Source organism: Plantactinospora sp. WMMC1484, assembly GCF_049315195.1.
Classification (GTDB): Bacteria; Actinomycetota; Actinomycetes; order Mycobacteriales; family Micromonosporaceae; genus Plantactinospora.
Genome location: NZ_CP186055.1, coordinates 2,814,670 through 2,831,694 on the forward strand (window position 1 = coordinate 2,814,670; position 17,025 = coordinate 2,831,694).

The 17,025-nt window shown below is 69.7% G+C and carries 18 protein-coding genes, 1 tRNA gene and 1 pseudogene; 5 read left to right on the plus strand and 15 right to left on the minus strand.

All coding sequences use genetic code 11. From position 1 onward, the window contains the following. Positions 1–27: 27 nt before the first annotated feature. The gene (locus tag ACN28C_RS12510; RefSeq protein WP_422773645.1) at positions 28–444 is read right to left on the minus strand and encodes a CBS domain-containing protein; all 417 of its coding nucleotides are present in this window, start codon (positions 442–444) and stop codon (positions 28–30) included. A gap of 172 nt (positions 445–616) precedes the next feature. On the opposite strand from ACN28C_RS12510, the gene ACN28C_RS12515 reads away from it, so the two are divergent. Further along, positions 617–1,801, plus strand: a complete 1,185-nt coding sequence (locus ACN28C_RS12515) for a zinc-dependent alcohol dehydrogenase (RefSeq protein WP_422773646.1) — start codon at positions 617–619, stop codon at positions 1,799–1,801. A 100-nt stretch (positions 1,802–1,901) separates the two neighbouring features. Beyond that, on the plus strand, positions 1,902–2,702 hold the full coding sequence (locus ACN28C_RS12520) for an SDR family NAD(P)-dependent oxidoreductase (protein ID WP_422773647.1): 801 nt from the start codon (positions 1,902–1,904) through the stop codon (positions 2,700–2,702). 25 nt (positions 2,703–2,727) lie between these two features. Here the strand turns inward: ACN28C_RS12520 and ACN28C_RS12525 are convergent, their stop codons facing one another. The 4 genes and pseudogenes from ACN28C_RS12525 to ACN28C_RS12540 form a co-directional block, all read right to left on the minus strand. Next, positions 2,728–3,282: a hypothetical protein gene (locus tag ACN28C_RS12525; RefSeq protein ID WP_422773648.1), complete on the minus strand. Its 555-nt coding sequence runs from the start codon at positions 3,280–3,282 to the stop codon at positions 2,728–2,730. 78 nt (positions 3,283–3,360) lie between these two features. Continuing rightward, positions 3,361–4,080, minus strand: a complete 720-nt coding sequence (locus ACN28C_RS12530) for a YqjF family protein (protein ID WP_422773649.1) — start codon at positions 4,078–4,080, stop codon at positions 3,361–3,363. Between the two features lie 110 nt (positions 4,081–4,190). Then, a pseudogene (locus ACN28C_RS12535) lies at positions 4,191–5,327 on the minus strand (RNA polymerase sigma factor); the annotation flags it as partial. Between the two features lie 53 nt (positions 5,328–5,380). Next, positions 5,381–5,788: a YciI family protein gene (locus ACN28C_RS12540; RefSeq protein ID WP_421494754.1), complete on the minus strand. Its 408-nt coding sequence runs from the start codon at positions 5,786–5,788 to the stop codon at positions 5,381–5,383. Between the two features lie 239 nt (positions 5,789–6,027). On the opposite strand from ACN28C_RS12540, the gene ACN28C_RS12545 reads away from it, so the two are divergent. Beyond that, positions 6,028–6,101, plus strand: a tRNA-Gly gene (locus tag ACN28C_RS12545). Between the two features lie 90 nt (positions 6,102–6,191). On the opposite strand, the gene ACN28C_RS12550 is transcribed toward ACN28C_RS12545, so the two are convergent. The 10 genes from ACN28C_RS12550 to ACN28C_RS12595 all read right to left on the minus strand — a co-directional run bounded on the left by ACN28C_RS12550 (position 6,192) and on the right by ACN28C_RS12595 (position 14,220). Then, positions 6,192–7,394 (minus strand): tyrosine-type recombinase/integrase, encoded by a 1,203-nt coding sequence (locus ACN28C_RS12550; protein ID WP_422773650.1) that lies wholly within the window; start codon positions 7,392–7,394, stop codon positions 6,192–6,194. After that, positions 7,394–7,612, minus strand: coding sequence for a helix-turn-helix domain-containing protein (locus ACN28C_RS12555; RefSeq protein ID WP_422773651.1), 219 nt, complete (start codon positions 7,610–7,612; stop codon positions 7,394–7,396). The genes ACN28C_RS12550 and ACN28C_RS12555 overlap by 1 nt, the downstream gene beginning before the upstream one ends. 19 nt (positions 7,613–7,631) lie before the next feature. Further along, the gene (locus ACN28C_RS12560) at positions 7,632–9,374 is read right to left on the minus strand and encodes a replication initiator (RefSeq protein WP_422773652.1); all 1,743 of its coding nucleotides are present in this window, start codon (positions 9,372–9,374) and stop codon (positions 7,632–7,634) included. Positions 9,375–9,463: 89 nt separating this feature from the next. Next, positions 9,464–10,282, minus strand: a complete 819-nt coding sequence (locus tag ACN28C_RS12565) for a DUF2637 domain-containing protein (RefSeq protein WP_422773653.1) — start codon at positions 10,280–10,282, stop codon at positions 9,464–9,466. Beyond that, the gene (locus ACN28C_RS12570) at positions 10,279–11,709 is read right to left on the minus strand and encodes an FtsK/SpoIIIE domain-containing protein (RefSeq protein ID WP_422773654.1); all 1,431 of its coding nucleotides are present in this window, start codon (positions 11,707–11,709) and stop codon (positions 10,279–10,281) included. Before ACN28C_RS12570 ends, ACN28C_RS12565 begins: the two co-directional genes overlap by 4 nt. After that, on the minus strand, positions 11,700–11,972 hold the full coding sequence (locus tag ACN28C_RS12575; protein WP_422773655.1) for a hypothetical protein: 273 nt from the start codon (positions 11,970–11,972) through the stop codon (positions 11,700–11,702). The genes ACN28C_RS12570 and ACN28C_RS12575 overlap by 10 nt, the downstream gene beginning before the upstream one ends. Beyond that, positions 11,972–12,253 (minus strand): hypothetical protein, encoded by a 282-nt coding sequence (locus ACN28C_RS12580; protein ID WP_422773656.1) that lies wholly within the window; start codon positions 12,251–12,253, stop codon positions 11,972–11,974. Before ACN28C_RS12580 ends, ACN28C_RS12575 begins: the two co-directional genes overlap by 1 nt. 95 nt (positions 12,254–12,348) lie before the next feature. Next, positions 12,349–12,762, minus strand: a complete 414-nt coding sequence (locus tag ACN28C_RS12585) for a hypothetical protein (RefSeq protein WP_422773657.1) — start codon at positions 12,760–12,762, stop codon at positions 12,349–12,351. Between the two features lie 128 nt (positions 12,763–12,890). Next, entirely contained in the window at positions 12,891–13,616 is a 726-nt protein-coding gene (locus tag ACN28C_RS12590; RefSeq protein ID WP_422773658.1) for a GntR family transcriptional regulator, read from the minus strand. A gap of 349 nt (positions 13,617–13,965) precedes the next feature. Continuing rightward, a complete protein-coding gene (locus tag ACN28C_RS12595) occupies positions 13,966–14,220 on the minus strand; it encodes a hypothetical protein (RefSeq protein WP_422773659.1) in 255 nt (84 codons plus the stop codon). 653 nt (positions 14,221–14,873) lie between these two features. Here ACN28C_RS12595 and ACN28C_RS12600 point away from each other — a divergent pair. Further along, a complete protein-coding gene (locus ACN28C_RS12600; RefSeq protein WP_422773660.1) occupies positions 14,874–16,094 on the plus strand; it encodes a helix-turn-helix domain-containing protein in 1,221 nt (406 codons plus the stop codon). Between the two features lie 24 nt (positions 16,095–16,118). Next, entirely contained in the window at positions 16,119–16,592 is a 474-nt protein-coding gene (locus ACN28C_RS12605) for an NUDIX domain-containing protein (protein WP_422773661.1), read from the plus strand. Positions 16,593–17,025: the final 433 nt, after the last annotated feature.

Genomic DNA, 17,025 nt, shown 5'->3' on the forward strand with positions numbered 1-17,025 from the left:
GCAGCACGCCGCCACCGAGGGCGGGGATCAGCTCTGCGAGATGGCGTCGACCAGGTCGCCCACCGGACGGTCGGGCAGGGCCCGGGCGACATCGGCGACGGCGACGATCCCGATCAGCTGATGGCCGTCGATGACCGGTAGCCGCCGCACCTGGTGGCTGCCCATCGTACGCAGGATCTCCTCGGCGTCGTCGTCGGCGCCGATGGTCACCGGCTTGCCCTGGGCGAGTTCGCCCGCGGTGACGCCGGACGGGTCGCGCCCGTCGGCGAGGACCTTGACGACGATGTCGCGGTCCGTGAGCATGCCCTTGAGTCGGTTGTCGTTGCCGCAGATGGGCATCGAGCCGACACCCAGCTCCGCCATCCGGCGGGCGGCCGTCAGCATGTCGTCGTCTTCCCCGATGCAGGCGGTATCGGGCGTCATGATTTCTCGGGCGGTCGTCATGGGATCACGCCTTTCTGGGGATCGGAGAGGATGTCGACCCCATACCCCCGAGTTCGGCATTCACTCCTGCCCATGTTCATCGTCGTCGACGGATTCAGCCCATCGACAGGTTTAGCCGGAACCGGCTGGGTAGCAGTCCCGGCGGGGGGACGGCCATGGGAGGAAGCGACCGATGAAGGCACTGACGTGGCAGGGCAGGCGGGACGTGCGGGTGACGGAGGTGCCCGACCCGCGGATCGAGGAACCGACGGACGCCGTCGTCCGGATCACCTCCACCGCCATCTGCGGCTCGGACCTGCACCTCTACGAGGTACTGGGGCCGTACCTGAAGCCCGGCGACATCCTCGGGCACGAGCCGATGGGGGTCGTCGAGGAGGTCGGTCCGGAGGTGACCCGACTGCGACCCGGTGACCGGGTGGTGGTCCCGTTCAACATCTCCTGCGGATCCTGCTGGATGTGTGACCGGCAGCTCTACGCCCAGTGCGAGACGACCCAGACACGCGCCGAGGGCAAGGGCGCGGCCCTCTTCGGCTACACGTCGCTCTACGGGTCGGTCCCCGGTGGACAGGCCGAGTACCTCCGGGTCCCGCACGCGCAGTTCGGGCCGATCACGGTGCCGGAGAGCGGCCCGGACGAGCGGTACCTGTACCTCTCCGACATCCTGCCGACCGCGTGGCAGGCGGTCCGCTGGGCCGACACTCCGCCCGGCGGCACCCTCGCCGTCTTCGGGCTCGGCCCGGTCGGCCAGCTCTGTGCCCGGATCGGGCGGCATCTCGGTGCGGGCCGGGTGATCGGCCTGGACCTGGTACCGGAGCGGCTGGAGATGGCCCGGCGGCACGGGGTCGAGGTGGTCGACGTGACCGACCTGGACGACGTACCGGGTGCGCTGCTCGACCTGGTCGACGGGCGGGGGCCGGACGCGGTCATCGACGCCGTCGGGATGGAGGCGCACGGCTCCGGCCCCGGCAAGCTGGCACAGACCTCGGTCGGGCTCCTGCCGGACGCGGTCGCGCGGACGATGACGGACCGGTTCGGCGTGGACCGGCTCAGTGTGCTGCACGCCGCCGTGAAGTCGGTACGCCGGGGCGGCACCGTCTCGATCTCCGGCGTCTACGGCGGCGAGGTCGACCCGATGCCGATGATGGAGATGTTCGACCGGGGCATCCAGCTGCGGATGGGGCAGTGCCACGTACGGCGTTGGATCGACGAGATCATGCCACTGCTCTCCGGTGACGACGACCCACTCGGCGTACTGGATCTGCGTACCCACCGGGTGCCGCTGGCGGAGGCCGCCGAGGCGTACGAGATGTTCCAGCAGAAGCAGGACGGCTGCATAAAGGTCGTCCTCGCACCCTGAGACCGCCCGCGCCACCGTGGCGTCGGTTTGCGGGCGGATGCCGCGGGCATCGTAGACATCGCGGCATCGCGACATCCACCTGAAAAAGGGGGCAACAGTCATGGCCGATCCCACCGGAAGACCGCTCGCCGTCGTCACCGGGGCGTCCAGCGGCATCGGATACGAACTCGCCAGACAATTCGCCGAGCACGGCTTCGACCTGGTGGTGGTGGCCGAGAACGACCGTATCTCCCGGGCCGCCCGGGACTTCGAGGAGCTGGGCGCGACCGTCGAGCCGGTCCAGGCCGACCTGGCCGAGTACGAGGGTGTGGAACGGCTGTGGCAACAGGCCACCACCGGTGGCCGGAGCGTCGACGCGCTGGCGATCAACGCGGGGGTCGGCGTCGGCGGCGAGTTCGCCCGCACGAGCCTGGCGGACGAGCTGAAACTCGTCGACCTCAACGTGCGGTCCTCCGTACACCTGGCCAAGCGCGGCGTGCAGCACATGGTCGCGCGCGGGGACGGGCGGATCCTCTTCACCTCGTCGATCGCCGCCACTCAGCCGGGTCCGTTCGATGCCGCCTACGCCGCCTCCAAGGCGTTCCTGCTCTCCTTCTCCGAGGCGTTGCAGAACGAACTCAAGGATTCCGGTGTCACCGTGACGGCGCTGCTGCCCGGGGCGACCGACACCGAGTTTTTCGAACGGGCCGGGATGCAGGACACCAAACTCGGGACCAGCGAGAAGGACGACCCGGCCGACGTCGCCCGGCACGGATTCGAGGCCATGATGAAGGGCAGGGACCACGTCGTCGCCGGCTCGGTGAAGAACCGGGTGATGGCCGGGGCCTCAAAGCTCGCGCCCGAGGCCGCCAAGGCCGAGATGCACGCCCGGATGGCCAGGCCGGGATCAGGCAACGACTGAGTGGGTGTCGGACAACTGAGGAGGCTCAGGCTCCGCCCCGATCCACGCTACCGGCCGACGGCCTGTGCCGGAGTTCCCGTACCAGGCCGTGGCGCCTGAGCGCCCACGCCAGGCGGCGGGCGTGCCGGTGCCGTACGAACAGGATCGTCACCTGTCCGACCAGCGCCCAACGACGGTCGCGGAGCTGGTTCTCGGCGACCTTCCAGACCACCGCGCGGAGCGTGCCGGACTCGAGTGCGGCGCTGAATTCGGCCCGGACCGCCGGGTCCTCCAGCGCGGAACGGATGGCACCGGCCAGCCCGGGACGGTCAGGAACGCTCTCCGCGATGCTGGCCGCCAGGCTGCGCCGGATGTCGTCGTCCTCGATCAGCAGCAGCACGGCGTGCCGGATCTCGGCCGTGTCGAGGGCGGAGCGTACGAGCTGCATCGCCCGCAACTCGACCTCTTCGTCATGGTCGTCGACGGCCAGCGCGGCCAGCAGGGTGGTGACCTCGTCGAGGTCGATCAGGTGCTGTAGGCCGGCCCTGAATGCCGGCTGATCCCAGGCGTAGAGCAGCGCTCTCAGAAGGTTGCGAGCCATGCCCACTGCTACCCGGGCGCCGGTCAGGTCCAAACGGGACCCGGGCGGTCGTAGCGCGCTATGCCCCGCTTCCCGTTGTCACGGGTGCCACATTCCGATCCGTACCCGGACGCCGGGCGAGGCGTGGCCGAGCGGCTCGCCTCGGGGCGCCGGCAGGCCGGCGGCCGTGAGCAGGTTCTCCTCCAGCCGGAGCAGGTCGAGCCGGTGCAGGGGCCACGGTGGGTGTTCGGCCTCGGCGGCGACGAGCCGTCCCGCGATCACCGAGAAGAGCCGGTACCGGGCGGTCAGGAAATGCGCCAACGGGTCCGCCTCGCTTTCGGTCAGCAGTGGACCGAGCCGGACCTCGACATCGGCGCGCGCACCCCGCGGCCCCGGCCAGCGACGCCGGCTGCGGTAGCTGATCCGGTCGCCGTCGACCTCCACCCGCATCCGGGACCAGAAGTACGGCAGCGCGTAGCTGGACCGGGCGGTCAGCACGGCCGGCAGGCGCGCGGCGTCCAACGAGAAGAACCAGATCCCGCTGCGACCGCGCCGGTCGCGGACGTACGTCCGGACGTTCGTCTCCGGAAAGGCGGAGAGCCACGGCGCGGCGGGCAGCACCGGCGGCCGTACGCCCTGCATGAGGAAGGGAACCAGCCCGATCCAGGCGGATCCGTCGTACGTCTCCACCTCCAGCCCGTCCGGAAGCAGCGCCTGGACGGTCTCCGCCGGGTAGCGCCAGTGGACGAAGCTGAGCTGGTTCCACTCCTGGTGCATCACCGGCCGGTGCACCCGGGGCGGCGGTGGCGCCTCGATCATCCGCTCCTCCCACCGCCTGACCCGGGCCGGGCCCGGCTGCTTCCGCTGACAGCGTCGCCCTCATCGATCGACGCCGCTGTTCGTCGCCCATTATCACTCCCCTGCGAAGGGCGGCGGGTGTTGAGCCGGGCGGCCTGGCGGGTCAGGTGGTCGCGTTCGGCGAGGTTGGGCGCCTTCCGGGCCGCCTCGGCGTAGAGCCGTGCCGCCGTCGCCAGGTCGCCGTCGCGCTCGTGCAGGTATGCCGCCACCGCCGCGTGGCGGGGGAGCGACTCGTCCAGCGCCGCGAGTGCCGCCAGCCCGGCGCGCGCCCCGTCGGCCTCGCCGACGGCGACGGCACGGTTGAGCCGGACGACCGGGTTGTCGGTCAGCCGGGTGAGTTCGTCGTACCACTCGACGATCTGCACCCAGTCGGTCTCCTCGGCTCTGGGCGCGTCGGCGTGCAGCGCCGCGACGGCGGCCTGGGCCTGGAACTCGCCGAGCCGGTCGCGGGCGAGAGCCGCCTGCAGGATCTCGATGCCCTCGGCGATCAACCGGGTGTCCCACCGGCCGCGCTCCTGCTCGGCGAGCGGCACCAGGCTGCCGTCCGGCGCGGTCCGGGTGGCGCGCCGGGCGTGGTGCAGCAGCATGAGGGCGAGCAGCCCCGCCACCTCCGGGTGGTCGATCACCGCCGCGAGCTGCCGGGTCAGCCGGATCGCCTCGGCGGCGAGGTCGACGTCGCCGGAATAGCCCTCGTTGAAGACCAGGTAGAGGACGCGCAGCACGGTGGCGACATCGCCGGGCCGGTCGAACCGTACGCCGGAGACGGCCCGCTTGGCCCGGCTGATCCGCTGCGCCATCGTCGCCTCCGGCACCAGGTACGCCTGGGCGATCTGCCGGGTGGTCAGCCCGCCGACGGCGCGCAGGGTGAGCGCGACCGCCGACGACGGCGTCAACGACGGATGGGCGCAGAGGAAATAGAGCTGGAGCGTGTCGTCCACCCCGGGGGCGGGGCCGGGCGCCGGCTCCTCGTCGACGAGTTCCTCACGCCGGCGCCGAGCGGCGTCGGCCCGGGTCGCGTCGAGGAACCGGCGCCACGCCACCGTGATCAGCCAGCCCTTCGGGTCGTGCGGCGGGTCCGCCGGCCAGACCCGGACCGCCTCGACCAGGGCGTCCTGCACGGCATCCTCGGCCGCCGCGAAGTCGGCTCCGCGGCGGACGAGGATCCCGAGCACACTCGGCGTGAGGCTCCGGAGCAGGGCCTCATCCATCGTCAGAGGTCCCTCCCTTCAGGGGTCTCTCCCTTCGTCCCTCCCTTCAGAGGTCACTCCGTGATCGTGGGCGGCTCGGTCAGGAACGGGCGCAGCTCGAGCCACTCGTGGATCGGCTTCCCGCCCGCCCCGGGAGCCGCCGACAGCTCCCCGGCCAGTTCGACGGCGCGCTCGTAGCTGTCGACGTCGATCACCATCCAGCCGGCGATGAGATCCTTCGTCTCGGCGAACGGGCCGTCGGTGACCGGCGGGCGCCCCTCACCGTCGTACCGGACGAAGGTCCCCTCCGGGGCGAGCGCCTGACCGTCGACGAACTCCCCGGTCTTCTCGAGCCGGGCCGCGAAGTCGTTCATGTACTGCATGTGCGCCGAGATCTCCTCCGGCGTCCACCGGTCCATCGGCACGTCGTTCACGGCGGCCGGAGCGCCACGGTAGTGCTTGAGCAGCAGGTACTTGGCCATGGTGTTTCTCCTCGGTGCTGGTGCGACCATTCTCGTCGCGTTCGCGGCAGGGACGGAGCCGGCCCCGGGTTCTCGACATCGCCGCCGGAGATTTTTTGGAAGCGCCGTGATGGCGTACCGGGGTGCTGCGCTTGGAGCCTGAGGGTGTCGGACACGCAGCGTCCCGGGGGATACCGGTATCCGACCGGCGGGACGACCCGCTAGGCTAGCCGTCGGTGTCCCGGACGGTCGGGACGAGCGCGGGCGTAGCTCAATGGCAGAGCTTCAGTCTTCCAAACTGACGGTGCGGGTTCGATTCCCGTCGCCCGCTCCAGTCCTTCCGGCCCAGGTCAGCGGCAATCCCGCCGAGCCTGGGCCGTTCTGTTTCCGGCTCTAATCGATCTTGCGGGCCATTCACGGGCCATTAGCCGGTCCGGGCCGGTACGCCGGCTGGCCCGTCGTCCGGGTCGGTGCCCTTGCGGCGCGTGCGGGCCGTCTTCTTCGGCTTGGGTTGAGCCTTGGCGATCCGGCGATCCATGCCGGCCGCGATCTCGCGGTCCCGTTCGCTGTTCGCGTGTTGGTAGATGAGCGCGGCTCGCATGCTGGCGTGGCCCATCCGGTGCATCAGGTCGCGGGTGCTGGCGCCGGTCGCCGCTGCCAGGTTGTTCCCGGTGTGCCGGAGATCGTGGAAGTGGAAGCCTGCCGGCATGCCTGCCGCCCGCAGGGCCGCCGTCCAGTCGACCGCACGACGGAAGTTCCCGGTCCGCAGGACGGCTCCCTTCTCGCCGGTGAAGACGATCGCGTCCGGCCCCTCCCCGACGTAGTCGCGCAGGTGCGCGGCGAGCGCGGAGCGGGCCGCCGCCGGGAGCGTGACGGTCCGGTTGCTGGCCTCCGACTTGGGAGCGCCGAACTCCATCCGGTTGCGCAGCGCCGCCAGTTTGCGTGGGACGCGGACCGTGCCGGCGGTGAGGTCGACATCGGAGCGCCGCAGCGCCGCCAGTTCGCCCCAGCGGAGCCCGGAGAACGCGGCGACGACGATTAGCGCGGAGAACCGGGCCGGCATCTGCTCCGCGAGCGCGAGCACCTGGGCGACGGTCGCCACCGGACGCTCCGGAGTGTGATAGCGGTCATAGCCCGTGATCCGGCACGGGTTCTGCCGGATGATCTCGTCCTCCTTGACGGCGGTGTTGAGAATCGCCCGCAGCAGCGAGTACGCCTTGACCGCCTGCGGCTCGGACGTGCCACCGTCGAGCAGGTGTTTGCGCCAGGTCCGGATCGTCTGCGGCTTGATCGCGCCCAGGGCGAGGCTGCCGAGATGTGGCCGGATGTGCAGCCGGAACAGGTCTTCGTAGTTCTCCCGGGTACGGGGCTGGAGCTTGCGTTCGGCGATCCACTTCTGTCCGTACGGGCCGAGCTGGACCTCACCCGCCTCGGGGGCCGCCCAGTCGCCCTTGATGATTTCCGACTCGATCAGCGTCAGCCACCGGCTGGCCTCCCGCTCGGTGGCGAACGTGTGCGGCGCGGTCCGCTCGATCCCGTCGGGACCGATGTACCGCGCCTGGAACCGGCCCGAGGCCCGCTTCCGGACGTTGCCGAAACGCCGCCGGCCGTTCTTGCTGCCTGCCATCAGGCGACCTCCCCCAGGTAGCGCCGTAGTTGCGTCCGGGTCATCGGGACGACCCGGTTGCTCTCGATGTACGCGGTGACGGCCGACGGCTCGAAGCGCACCAGCCGACCGACCTTGACGAACGCGATCCGCCGCTCGGCGACCAGCCGGCGTACGAAGCGCGGTGTTGCTCGGAGGCGAGCGGCGACCTCATCGGCGGTCAACAGCTCGTCATCCATCCGGTTCCTCCTTCTCGGGTCAGGCAGCAGGGGCGAGAGTCTGTGCAGTTGCCGAAAGACCGTGGGCCGCGCGTTGCCGGGCCGCGTCGAGATCTGTTCGCCAGCGAATCCGGGCCGAGACGGCGCGCAGGATGCGGTGTTCGAGCGGCAGGACGTCGGGGTCTTCGGGTCGGGCGAGTTCAAACCGGTACCGCTGCGGGTTGTCGCCGGCCGCCTGGTCCTCGCCGTGCCCGTCGCCCTGGCCGTGCTCCTGGTCGGTGGGGTCGGTGTCGGCCATGCCGCCAGCGAGGATGGCTCGGATCCAGGCCCGGTTGTCCGCGCGGTGGTCGGCCAGCGTCTTGCCGGACCATTGCCGCGAGACGAGGACGCGGCGGCCGGTGAAGCCGAGGGTTGAGCGTTGGTGGACTTTTCCGGTGCAGCGGCCGGGGGTCAAGCCTGGCTTGACCCCGTCGGGTTGAACGCCGTACACGAGCCAGTTGGCGCAGGTGGGCGAGCAGGGCAGGACGGAGAGTTCGGCGTGGAGCCGGTCGAAGTGCGCCTTCTGCGCCTCGGAGCGTGGTCGGGCCTGGTCGGTCAGGTCTTTGGTGACGTACTTCGTCACGTACCGGATCGACCGCTCGGCGTCGCGGGTGCCCTGCTCGATGCCTCGGGCGTCGATGTGGCCGAGCCGGGCGACGTACGCGGGTCGGGCGTCAGGTTCCTCCAGCTCGTCCAGGGCGTGCGACCACGGGGTCAGCCGCTCACGCGTCTTCGGGTCGACGTACGCCTGTTGTTCAACGTCCCAGACGGGCGGCTTGTCGACGGTGTAGCGCGGTTCGTCGAACGCTGGCCACCACACTTGGTGGTAGGTGGCAGCGGCGATCTGCTTCAGCAGGCGTCGAGGCAGAGTGCCCCGGATGGCGAAGTGCGCGTGTGGGGCGAGTCGGCGTTGGAGTTCGACGGCTCCGGCGTACTGGACGTTCCAGCCGGCGGCGCGGCGGACGTTCTGCCACCAGCGATCGAGAACCCGGGCGAAGTGGATCGAGTCGAGGGCGGCCCGCCGGTAGTCGTAGCCGGCCGGGTCGACCGGGGTACCGAGCAGATCATCGTGTGGGCCGTGTCGCTGCCCGCACTCACACGGGGCGATGTAGGCGCCGCGCCTCAGGTGGGAGTGGACCGGCCCATGCGAACCCAAGGTGAGTGTGATGAGCATCGAGGGGCGGTAGGTCTTGCCGTCCCGGCCGGCATAGGCACGGCCGACCGTGCGCGGGTCGACGGGCAGCCGGGGCAGGTCGGGTGAGTCCTGCCGTCGCTTCGTGGACCGCTTCCGTCGGGGCCGGTCGGTCCGCTCCCGGGGCGTGAGGTGCCCGCGCAGGTCTGTCTGCGCCAGCGCCTCATCCAGTTCGGTGATGCCCTGGTCGAGGTCGGCCAGTTGGGCGGCCCGTTCGTCGGGGTGCATGGGCTGGTACTGGAGTGCTTCCCGTTCGAACTCCATGTGTGCCCGCACTCGGACCAGAGCGAGGACGTCCTCGCTCGGGTGTTCAGGGCGGATGGCGGGTTCGTCGGCGAGGTGCCAGCCCTCCCGGATCTGCTGGATCCGCAACCGCCGCCCGCGCTCGGCGCAGGGCTTGCACTTCGCGGCGAGGGTGGCGCCGCAGGGCACCTCGACGACCTCGGTGACGCCGGTTTCGGTGTCGGTGCGGCGTAGGGCGAGAGGGCGGACGCAGACGCTGTGCTGTTCGGCGAGTTGCCGCAGCGCGTCCTTTGCCAAGGGCTTGCGCATCCGGTCGGCCCGGGACCCCGGCCGAGGCTCCCCGGTCCTGTCGGCCGGGCCGGCGGTAACAGGTGGAACGAGTTGGAGTTGCGTCACGGTCAACGGTTCACCTCGGGGCTCACGGGTCGGTGGGTGCCGTTGCGGGCTACGAACGCGGTTGCGGGGACGGGGACGAGTGCGGGCCGGTCGGGTTCGCGGATCAGCCGGAGGAGGTCGGACGCCGTCCCGTTGGCGACCCGTAGAGCGGCCCGGAGTTCGTCACGGGTGATCGGTCGGCCGGTCGCGGCGCGATGCTCGGCGGCATGCTGCCGGGCGAGTTCAACCAGGTCGAGGCCCGACGCCTGGTCCTCGTCTTGCCGCTCGTCCCCGCCGTCCTGACGATCGGTGTTCTCGTCCTGTGCGTCGCCGGTCCCGTCCTGCTGGTCCTGGTCGTTGACCTGGGCGGGGACGGGCCGGGGACGTGGCTCGTCCTCAACCGTTAGTGAAGCCGAGTCCGGGACGCCGATCGGGGACGGGGTCGGGGTGGGTTTGGTGGTGAGGACGAGTTTGGACAGGCCGAGGAATGCCAGAGCGGGAACGGCGGACAGTAGCCACCCCGACAGTCCCGGTTTCGCCACGGCGAGTTGCGCTGAGAGGGACAGGGTGACGGCGGCGACGAGGAGGAACATCGGGTAGCCGATCGGTCCGCCCGTGCGCCGTCGGCGGCGGATGGTCAGCAGGGCGGCGAGGGGAATGAGTTCGGAGATTGCGGCATTGGCCCAGCCGAACCAGTCCCCGGTACCGGCCGGCGAGTTCGCCATGGTCCAGTCGTGGACGTGGGTGAACGACGCCGCACCGGCCAGGCCGCCGACTACGAGGAGGATGGCGACCAGGACCACACCCTCCACCCGTTCACTACGAGTCTTGTCGCTGGTCATGCCGACGCCTCCGGTTGCTGGTCGCCGTCGCAGAGCCGCCGGTAGGTGCGGCCGAGGTCGCGGATGTCGGTGTCGGTGAGGTAGGAGAACCGGACCCGGACCGGTTCCCGGACCCCGTCTAGGGCGACATAACCGACACCGGCTGCGGATTCGGGGATCTGGTCACACACCGCGCCCCGGTCACGGGCGCCGTCGCCGAGGACCAGGTCGCATTGCTCGGGTTCGGTCAGCCGTAGCCCGATCCGGGTCGGGAACAGGTCCCGGAACGGTAGGACTTCCTTGCGCGGGTCCTGCAACGCCGCGACGACGTGGACCCCGACGGCCCGGCCCTGGCTGAGTAGGAGGGAGAGTGCGTCCTTGATGCGTTCCTTGACTTTCCGGTCGGAGATGTACGCCGTCAGCGAGGCCAGCTCGTCGACGACGAGGACGATCAGCGGGTCGTCCGGGGTCGGGGTGTGCTGGCGTGCGACACCACGGAGCCGGGCCGCGCGTTGCCGCATGCGTTTCACGGCTTCTTCCAGGACGCCGGCCATGCTGTCCGGGTCGTCGTACGCGAACCGGGCGAACAGCGGCAGCCCGGCCGCCAGTTCCATGCCGCCCTTGGGGTCGAACACCCACAGCTCGACCAGCCCCGACCGGACCCCACCGGCCAGAGAGGCGACCAGCGACCACAGCACCGACCCCTTGCCGGAGTTCGTCGCCCCCGCCACCAACACATGCGAGCCGGCCAGTCGCAGCCGATAGGCGTTTCCGTCCTCGCGTACGCCTAGGGGCAGGGCCGTGAAGTCCGGCACGTCGGGCACAGGCAGCGGCGCCACGGTGGCGGCGAGGGGGTCACGGCGTAGGAACCGCAGGACGACCCGATCAGGCCGCTTCGCGGTTCGGGCTTGGCCGTCGCGGAGCCGGAAGGCGTACGCCAGGCGTTGCGCCGTCCGCGCCCAGTCGTCCGGTAGCTGACCGGGCAGCATCCGGACGGTGACCTCATCGACGTACCGGTCACACCGCACCTTGAGCAGTTGCGGCACGTACCGATCCCCGGCAAACGCAGTCGCGAGACCGCAGGTGGCCGTGGTCGAGGCCCAACCACGCCGGTAGACCCAGAGCCGCCGCCAGCGAGCCACCGCCGGGTACCAGCCGAACCGCAGCCACGATCGGGGGTGGCACCGCCACCAGGCGGCACAGGCGGCGGCGACGGCCAGGAGCACACCGGCCAGGACCAGCCGGCCGTACCGGGCATGCACCCACAGCGCAGCGATCGCCGGGCCGGTCAGCCACCAGTACCGGACCGCCACGACTGTCAGACGGACCAGGCCCCGGGCCAGCCACCAGAACACCAGCAGCCAGCCGGGTACGCGCCAGGCCGGTAAACGTACGTTCATCGGGGCAACGGGGATCTTCTCCCCCGGGATGACGTTGATCAGCGGCATGACCGGTCACCGCCCTGCGTGGTGATCCGGCGGGAGGTCACCACAGCACCCCGGACACGACGCGGCCGGGCCAGCGTGGACCGACACGTCCGGCAGCACATCCGCAGCAGGTCGAACCGGCGCGGCTTCACCCACCGACCGCAGCGCGGACAGCGGATCGCGTCGACCAGCAGGAGAGCCGGCGGCAACCCCAACGCCCGCCGTGCGACCGCCAGCAGGTCCCAGAGCAGATGCCGCAGGCCGGGAAGACGAAAGCCGGCCATCAGGAACACTCCCGCCTGAACTCGTTTGCCTTGACGCGAGCGGTCCGGGCCAGTTCGCGGACCTCGTCCGGGTTGCAGCCCGGATCCTCGGCGGCCACTCGCTCCAGCAGGCTGGCCTTACGGTCGAACCAATCCGCCCGCTCCGCTGGGGTGGTGGACAGGCCCGGCATGGCCCGCAGCAGCGCGGACAGGTCGGCGCAGAACGAGGACAGCCCTTCGTTCGCTGGTGCCTCGTCAACGGGTGTGGACAGGTTTTGGGCAGGGGGAACTACGGTGGGCACAAGGCCCTCCTTCGAGTTGAGGGATGGGTTGGGACGCGGGGCGGGCCGGGAATCTTGGCGGACGAACGGCCCGCCCCGCGTGCGGTGCTTCCGGCTCAGGCAGCGGCGGCGAGGCCGACGGCCGGGACCATCTCGGTAGCGCGCAGGGAGTACGCCATCCGGGCCTTGCACTGCCCGGATGCCTTGCACCGCTGAGAATCGACGTACGGGGTGAGGGTCAAGCCCTCGAACTGGATCGCCGGCGGGTAGCCCGGCACGGTCGACGCTGGCGGGACCGGCTGCTGCGCCGCTACGACCTTCACCTTGACCTCGGTCGATCGGCCGAACTTGCCCGCCTCGGGGTCCAGATCGAGAACCCGCACGACCCAGACCCGTTCCCCGGTCTCCTTGTCCCGGGCCTGGTCGTCGCCCTGGCCGCGCCGGTCAAAGTCGACCTGGGGCGCGACGCCGAGGCACAACGCTCCGGCCGGGAAGACGTAGTCGAACGGAACGGGGACCTTCAGGCTCATCGGAACCACTGCGTAGCCTCCTAGCTCACCAGACGACACCATGACATCCGGTTGAGCTACCAAGTTACGTCAGCCTGTAAATACAAGCAAGGAAAAATCGAGAAACCTTCGCCGAGTAATACGTCCTGTCAAGACAGCGGGTAGGTGTCCTCGATCTCGTGCCGGCTTCCCGGCATGACAAGCACCGAGGTCAGGATCGGATCCCCGGACGCCTGGTGCACGGTCAGCACGACGCTGAGAACCGGCTCATCCTCCGGCACGTCCAGGGCCTTCGCCTCGTCTGGGCTCACCCGACGGGCGGTCATCCGTTCCGTGGCGTAGTCCGCCCGCAGACCCTTGGCCTGGCTGACGTGCTCCAGCAGTCCACCGGGGATCGGCTCTGGCTTGATGACACCGGTACCCACCGCGATGTCGACCGGCACGAACGTGGCGACCAGGTCCACCGGCCCGGACGGCGATACGGTCCGCCGTCGCCGCTCGTAGACCGGGGTTCCCTCCGGAATGGCCAGCTCGGCGGCGATCCGGGCCGAGGCGAGCACCGGGCCGACATGCAGAATCTCTACCTCGCCGGTCTCATCCAGCTCGACCGCGTCCCGGGCGTACTCCGGCGACGTGCGACCCGACGGCGGACGGCCGCGCACGAAGCTGCCCTTGCCCTGTTGCGACTCGATCCACCCGTCCTGCTTCAAGATCCCGAGAGCCTTGAGCACTGTCGGTCGGGACACCTTGAACTCGGCACAGAGTTGGCTCTCTGACGGCAGCGCCGCCCCCGGCGGGTAGGTGTCGTTCTCGATCCGCTCCCGCAGCGTGTTCAACACCCGCAGGTACTTCGGCGTAGGAATCTCGTACGCCATCGTGGGCACCCCACCATCAATGATCACAGAATGTCAGGACAGGAGCGTAAAGCCTGCCAGCATGACGACACAAGCCAAGGTCAGCCGGCCGACGGCGAATCACCGGGAGGCGACAGCCATCCCGACCACGACGACGGAGCGTTGATCAGGTCTGGGCGGGACGCTCCGGGCCACCGCCGAGGCAGACAGCCGTACCGCCCGAAGGCCCGCAACGCCGCCCGCCGCACCGCACACCGCCCCGCCTCACCACAAGCAAGACAGGTCTCATCGACGCTGGACGGCGTGTGCTGGTCGAGCCGAGCCTGAGCCGCCCGCAGCTCGTCCCGAGCAGCGGCGGACAGGTAAACGCTCACTGCCCCTCCCCGGGCGGCAGACAGCGGACGGACAGCAGCGACGCACGAACCAGGATCCTTGCCCGGTCCGCGGAGCGGCCGTCATGCGCGATCTTCACGCCCTCCAGCCAGACCCACTCATGCTGCTCCGGCCGATTCGTCACCATGCGCACGCCGGTCACCCACAGCGTGATCGGGCCATCGGTCGACCGGAACCGGTCAACGGCATCGATCCGGATCACCTCGCCGAGCTGCACGTATACGTCAAACACCGCGCCCCCTCGCCGACGCGGCCCGGCCGGCGGAACGCCGTGGACTGAGCGGGACGGGACGGAGCCCGGCAAGCTGCACGAAGACCTCCCGGCGACCAACCGCCGCCCCGCCACGGTCGATCGCGTACCCGGTCAACCAGCACCACCCGTGATACGTCGCACGCTCCGACACCTGAATCACCCGCAACACCAACGCCCGATCACCGGCAAACTGCACCGACGCCCGCCCATCCAGCAACAACACGTCACCCGGCCTCGGCACCAGGACGCCGCTCGATGTCGGCATCAGCCCGCCACCCCTTCCGAGGGTTGGAGGGGCGCCGAGGCAGGCGGGCATTCAGACGGCCGCACGTCAACCGTGCGGCCAAGCGCCGGCACCCACCCCGACGCCCAGCTCACGAGACCGACACCCGGCCAGAACCCGAGCAGTCCAGACACGACCGCCGCGCCAACGACCGCGACGACCTACCCGAAGACGCCACTGATCTCAGCGCCACCCGCCGAGTGACGTACTTCCAGCCGTTGCCAGCGCAGGAACGACAAGCGGTCAACAGGTTGTGCTCGATCATTGACACAGGTTGTGGCACAACCGGGCCAACAACCCGGAAAATCATTCCGGGGTCGCCAAGCCCAGGGGAGGCATCGTGCGCGGCATGCCCAGCACACTCACGATCGGCGAACGCGTCGCCTGGTACCGCCGCAGACGCGGACTGTCTCAGGAAGTCCTCGCCGGACTGGTCGGCCGTACCGGCGACTGGCTCGGAAAGATCGAGAACAACCGCATCGAGCTGGACCGGCTCTCCGTCATCAAGAGCCTCGCCGACGTCCTCGACGTCTCGCTCGGCGACCTCCTCGCCGAACCGTCCCTGCTCGACTGGACTACCGACAGCGGCACCGACACCGTGCCAGCGCTACGGGCCGCCCTGATGAACTACCGCGCCATCTCCCCGTTCGGCCACGCCAGCGACGGCCAGGTGCCCAGCGTCGTCGACCTCAAGCAGGACGTGGGCGCCCTGTGGAGCGCCTACCAGGAGTCCCGATTCGGGTACGTCACTGGCCGCCTACCCGACCTGCTCCACCGCGCCCAGGCCGCCGCCGACGGCCTCGACGGGGACGACCAAGATCAGGCCCGCCGACTCCTCGGACTCACCTACCAACTCGCCGCGACCCAGCTCACCAAGCTCGGGGAGACCGACCTCGCCTGGATCGCAGCCGACCGCGGCCTTGCCGCTGTACGACCAACCGGCGACCCGGTCATCACCGGTTCCCTGTTCCGGTCGGTCGGCCACGCCCTGCACTCCACCGGCCGTTACCGCGAAGCCGTACGCCTCACCGAGGACGCCGCCGCATATCTCGAAGGGCACCTACGCCAACCGACAGCAGCGCCCGCGCTGCTGTCCGTCTACGGCACCCTGTTCCTGTCCGGCGCCATGGCCGCCGCGCGCGCCAACGACCCCGCCACCACCCGGACGTTCCTCACCACCGCCGACGAGACCGCCACCCGACTCGGCACCGATGCTAACCACCTCTGGACTGCGTTCGGCCCCACCAACGTCGCCATTCACAGGGTCGCCACCGCCGCCGAACTCGGGGACGTCCAAGTCGCTGTCGACCTCGGCCCCCGCGTCGACACCACCGGCCTACCGATGGAACGCCGCGTACGCCACGCCCTGGAGGTAGCCCGCGCCTACAACTCCTGGAACCACGCCGAGGAGGCCCAGGCCGCCCTACTCGACGCCGAACAGATGGCACCCGAACAGGTCCGCCACCATTTCCTCAGCCGACAACTCGCCCTCACCTGGATCCGCCGCCAACGCGGCAAGCCTTCCGTCGAGCTGGTCGGACTCGCCCGCCGCCTCAACGTGCTCGACTGATCAAGCCTGGCTACGCTGCCCCATGTGACGGGACCCGAGACGCCACCCATGGCAGCCCCACGCATCGCCGCAGGCGCCCTCTTCTTCGACGACGAAGGCCGAGTGCTCCTCGTCAAACCGCACTACAAGAACCACTGGGACATCCCCGGCGGGTACGTCGAGCCCGGAGAATCACCCCGCGCCGCCTGCATCCGCGAAATCCGCGAAGAACTCGGCCTAACCATCGCGGTCGGCCTGATGCTCGTCATCGACTGGGCCCCCGCCTCCGGCGAAGGCGACAAGATCCTTTTCATCTTCGATGCAGGTCCACTTAGTAACGGTGAGCGAGAGAGCATCACTCTCTCCGACGGAGAGCTCACCGAATGGCGCTTCATCAGCGTCAACGTGCTCCACGATTACATGCCCGCTCGGCTGAGCCGTCGCGTTTCCACCGCGGTAGTAGCCAGGAATGCGGGACGCTCGGTTTATGCAGAGCACGGGATAGACCCACTTCTGTAGCGAAGTGGTCGACTAACATAAGACTTGGCGGCTTAGCAAGCCACTACAGCCGACGATCGAAGAACAGGCGCTGGCAATAGGCCCGGCGATTCGACCCGCGGCAGCGGACTAGGCACGTAGCACGCACACGACAAGTCGACGTGCGCAGGTCTCTATCATCCGATCCCGAATCAACCATCAATGTTACATACGCGCCTAATACCGACCAGCTCGGAATAAGTCCGACACATCACGCAGACTCATGGGATCACGGGCAGCGTCAAGGACCGCGAAGTCATGGCCTTGCCGTCCAGGTCCTCTAGCCCGACAAAGATCCGCCGCATCCACACTCACCATGGGATAGCCACCGCCATCGGCGATCGCTAAGGTAAGCCGAAGCATCACTGCCTTAAGGAGCGTATATGCCGGCAACGGGCACGCAGGCAGCCCACAG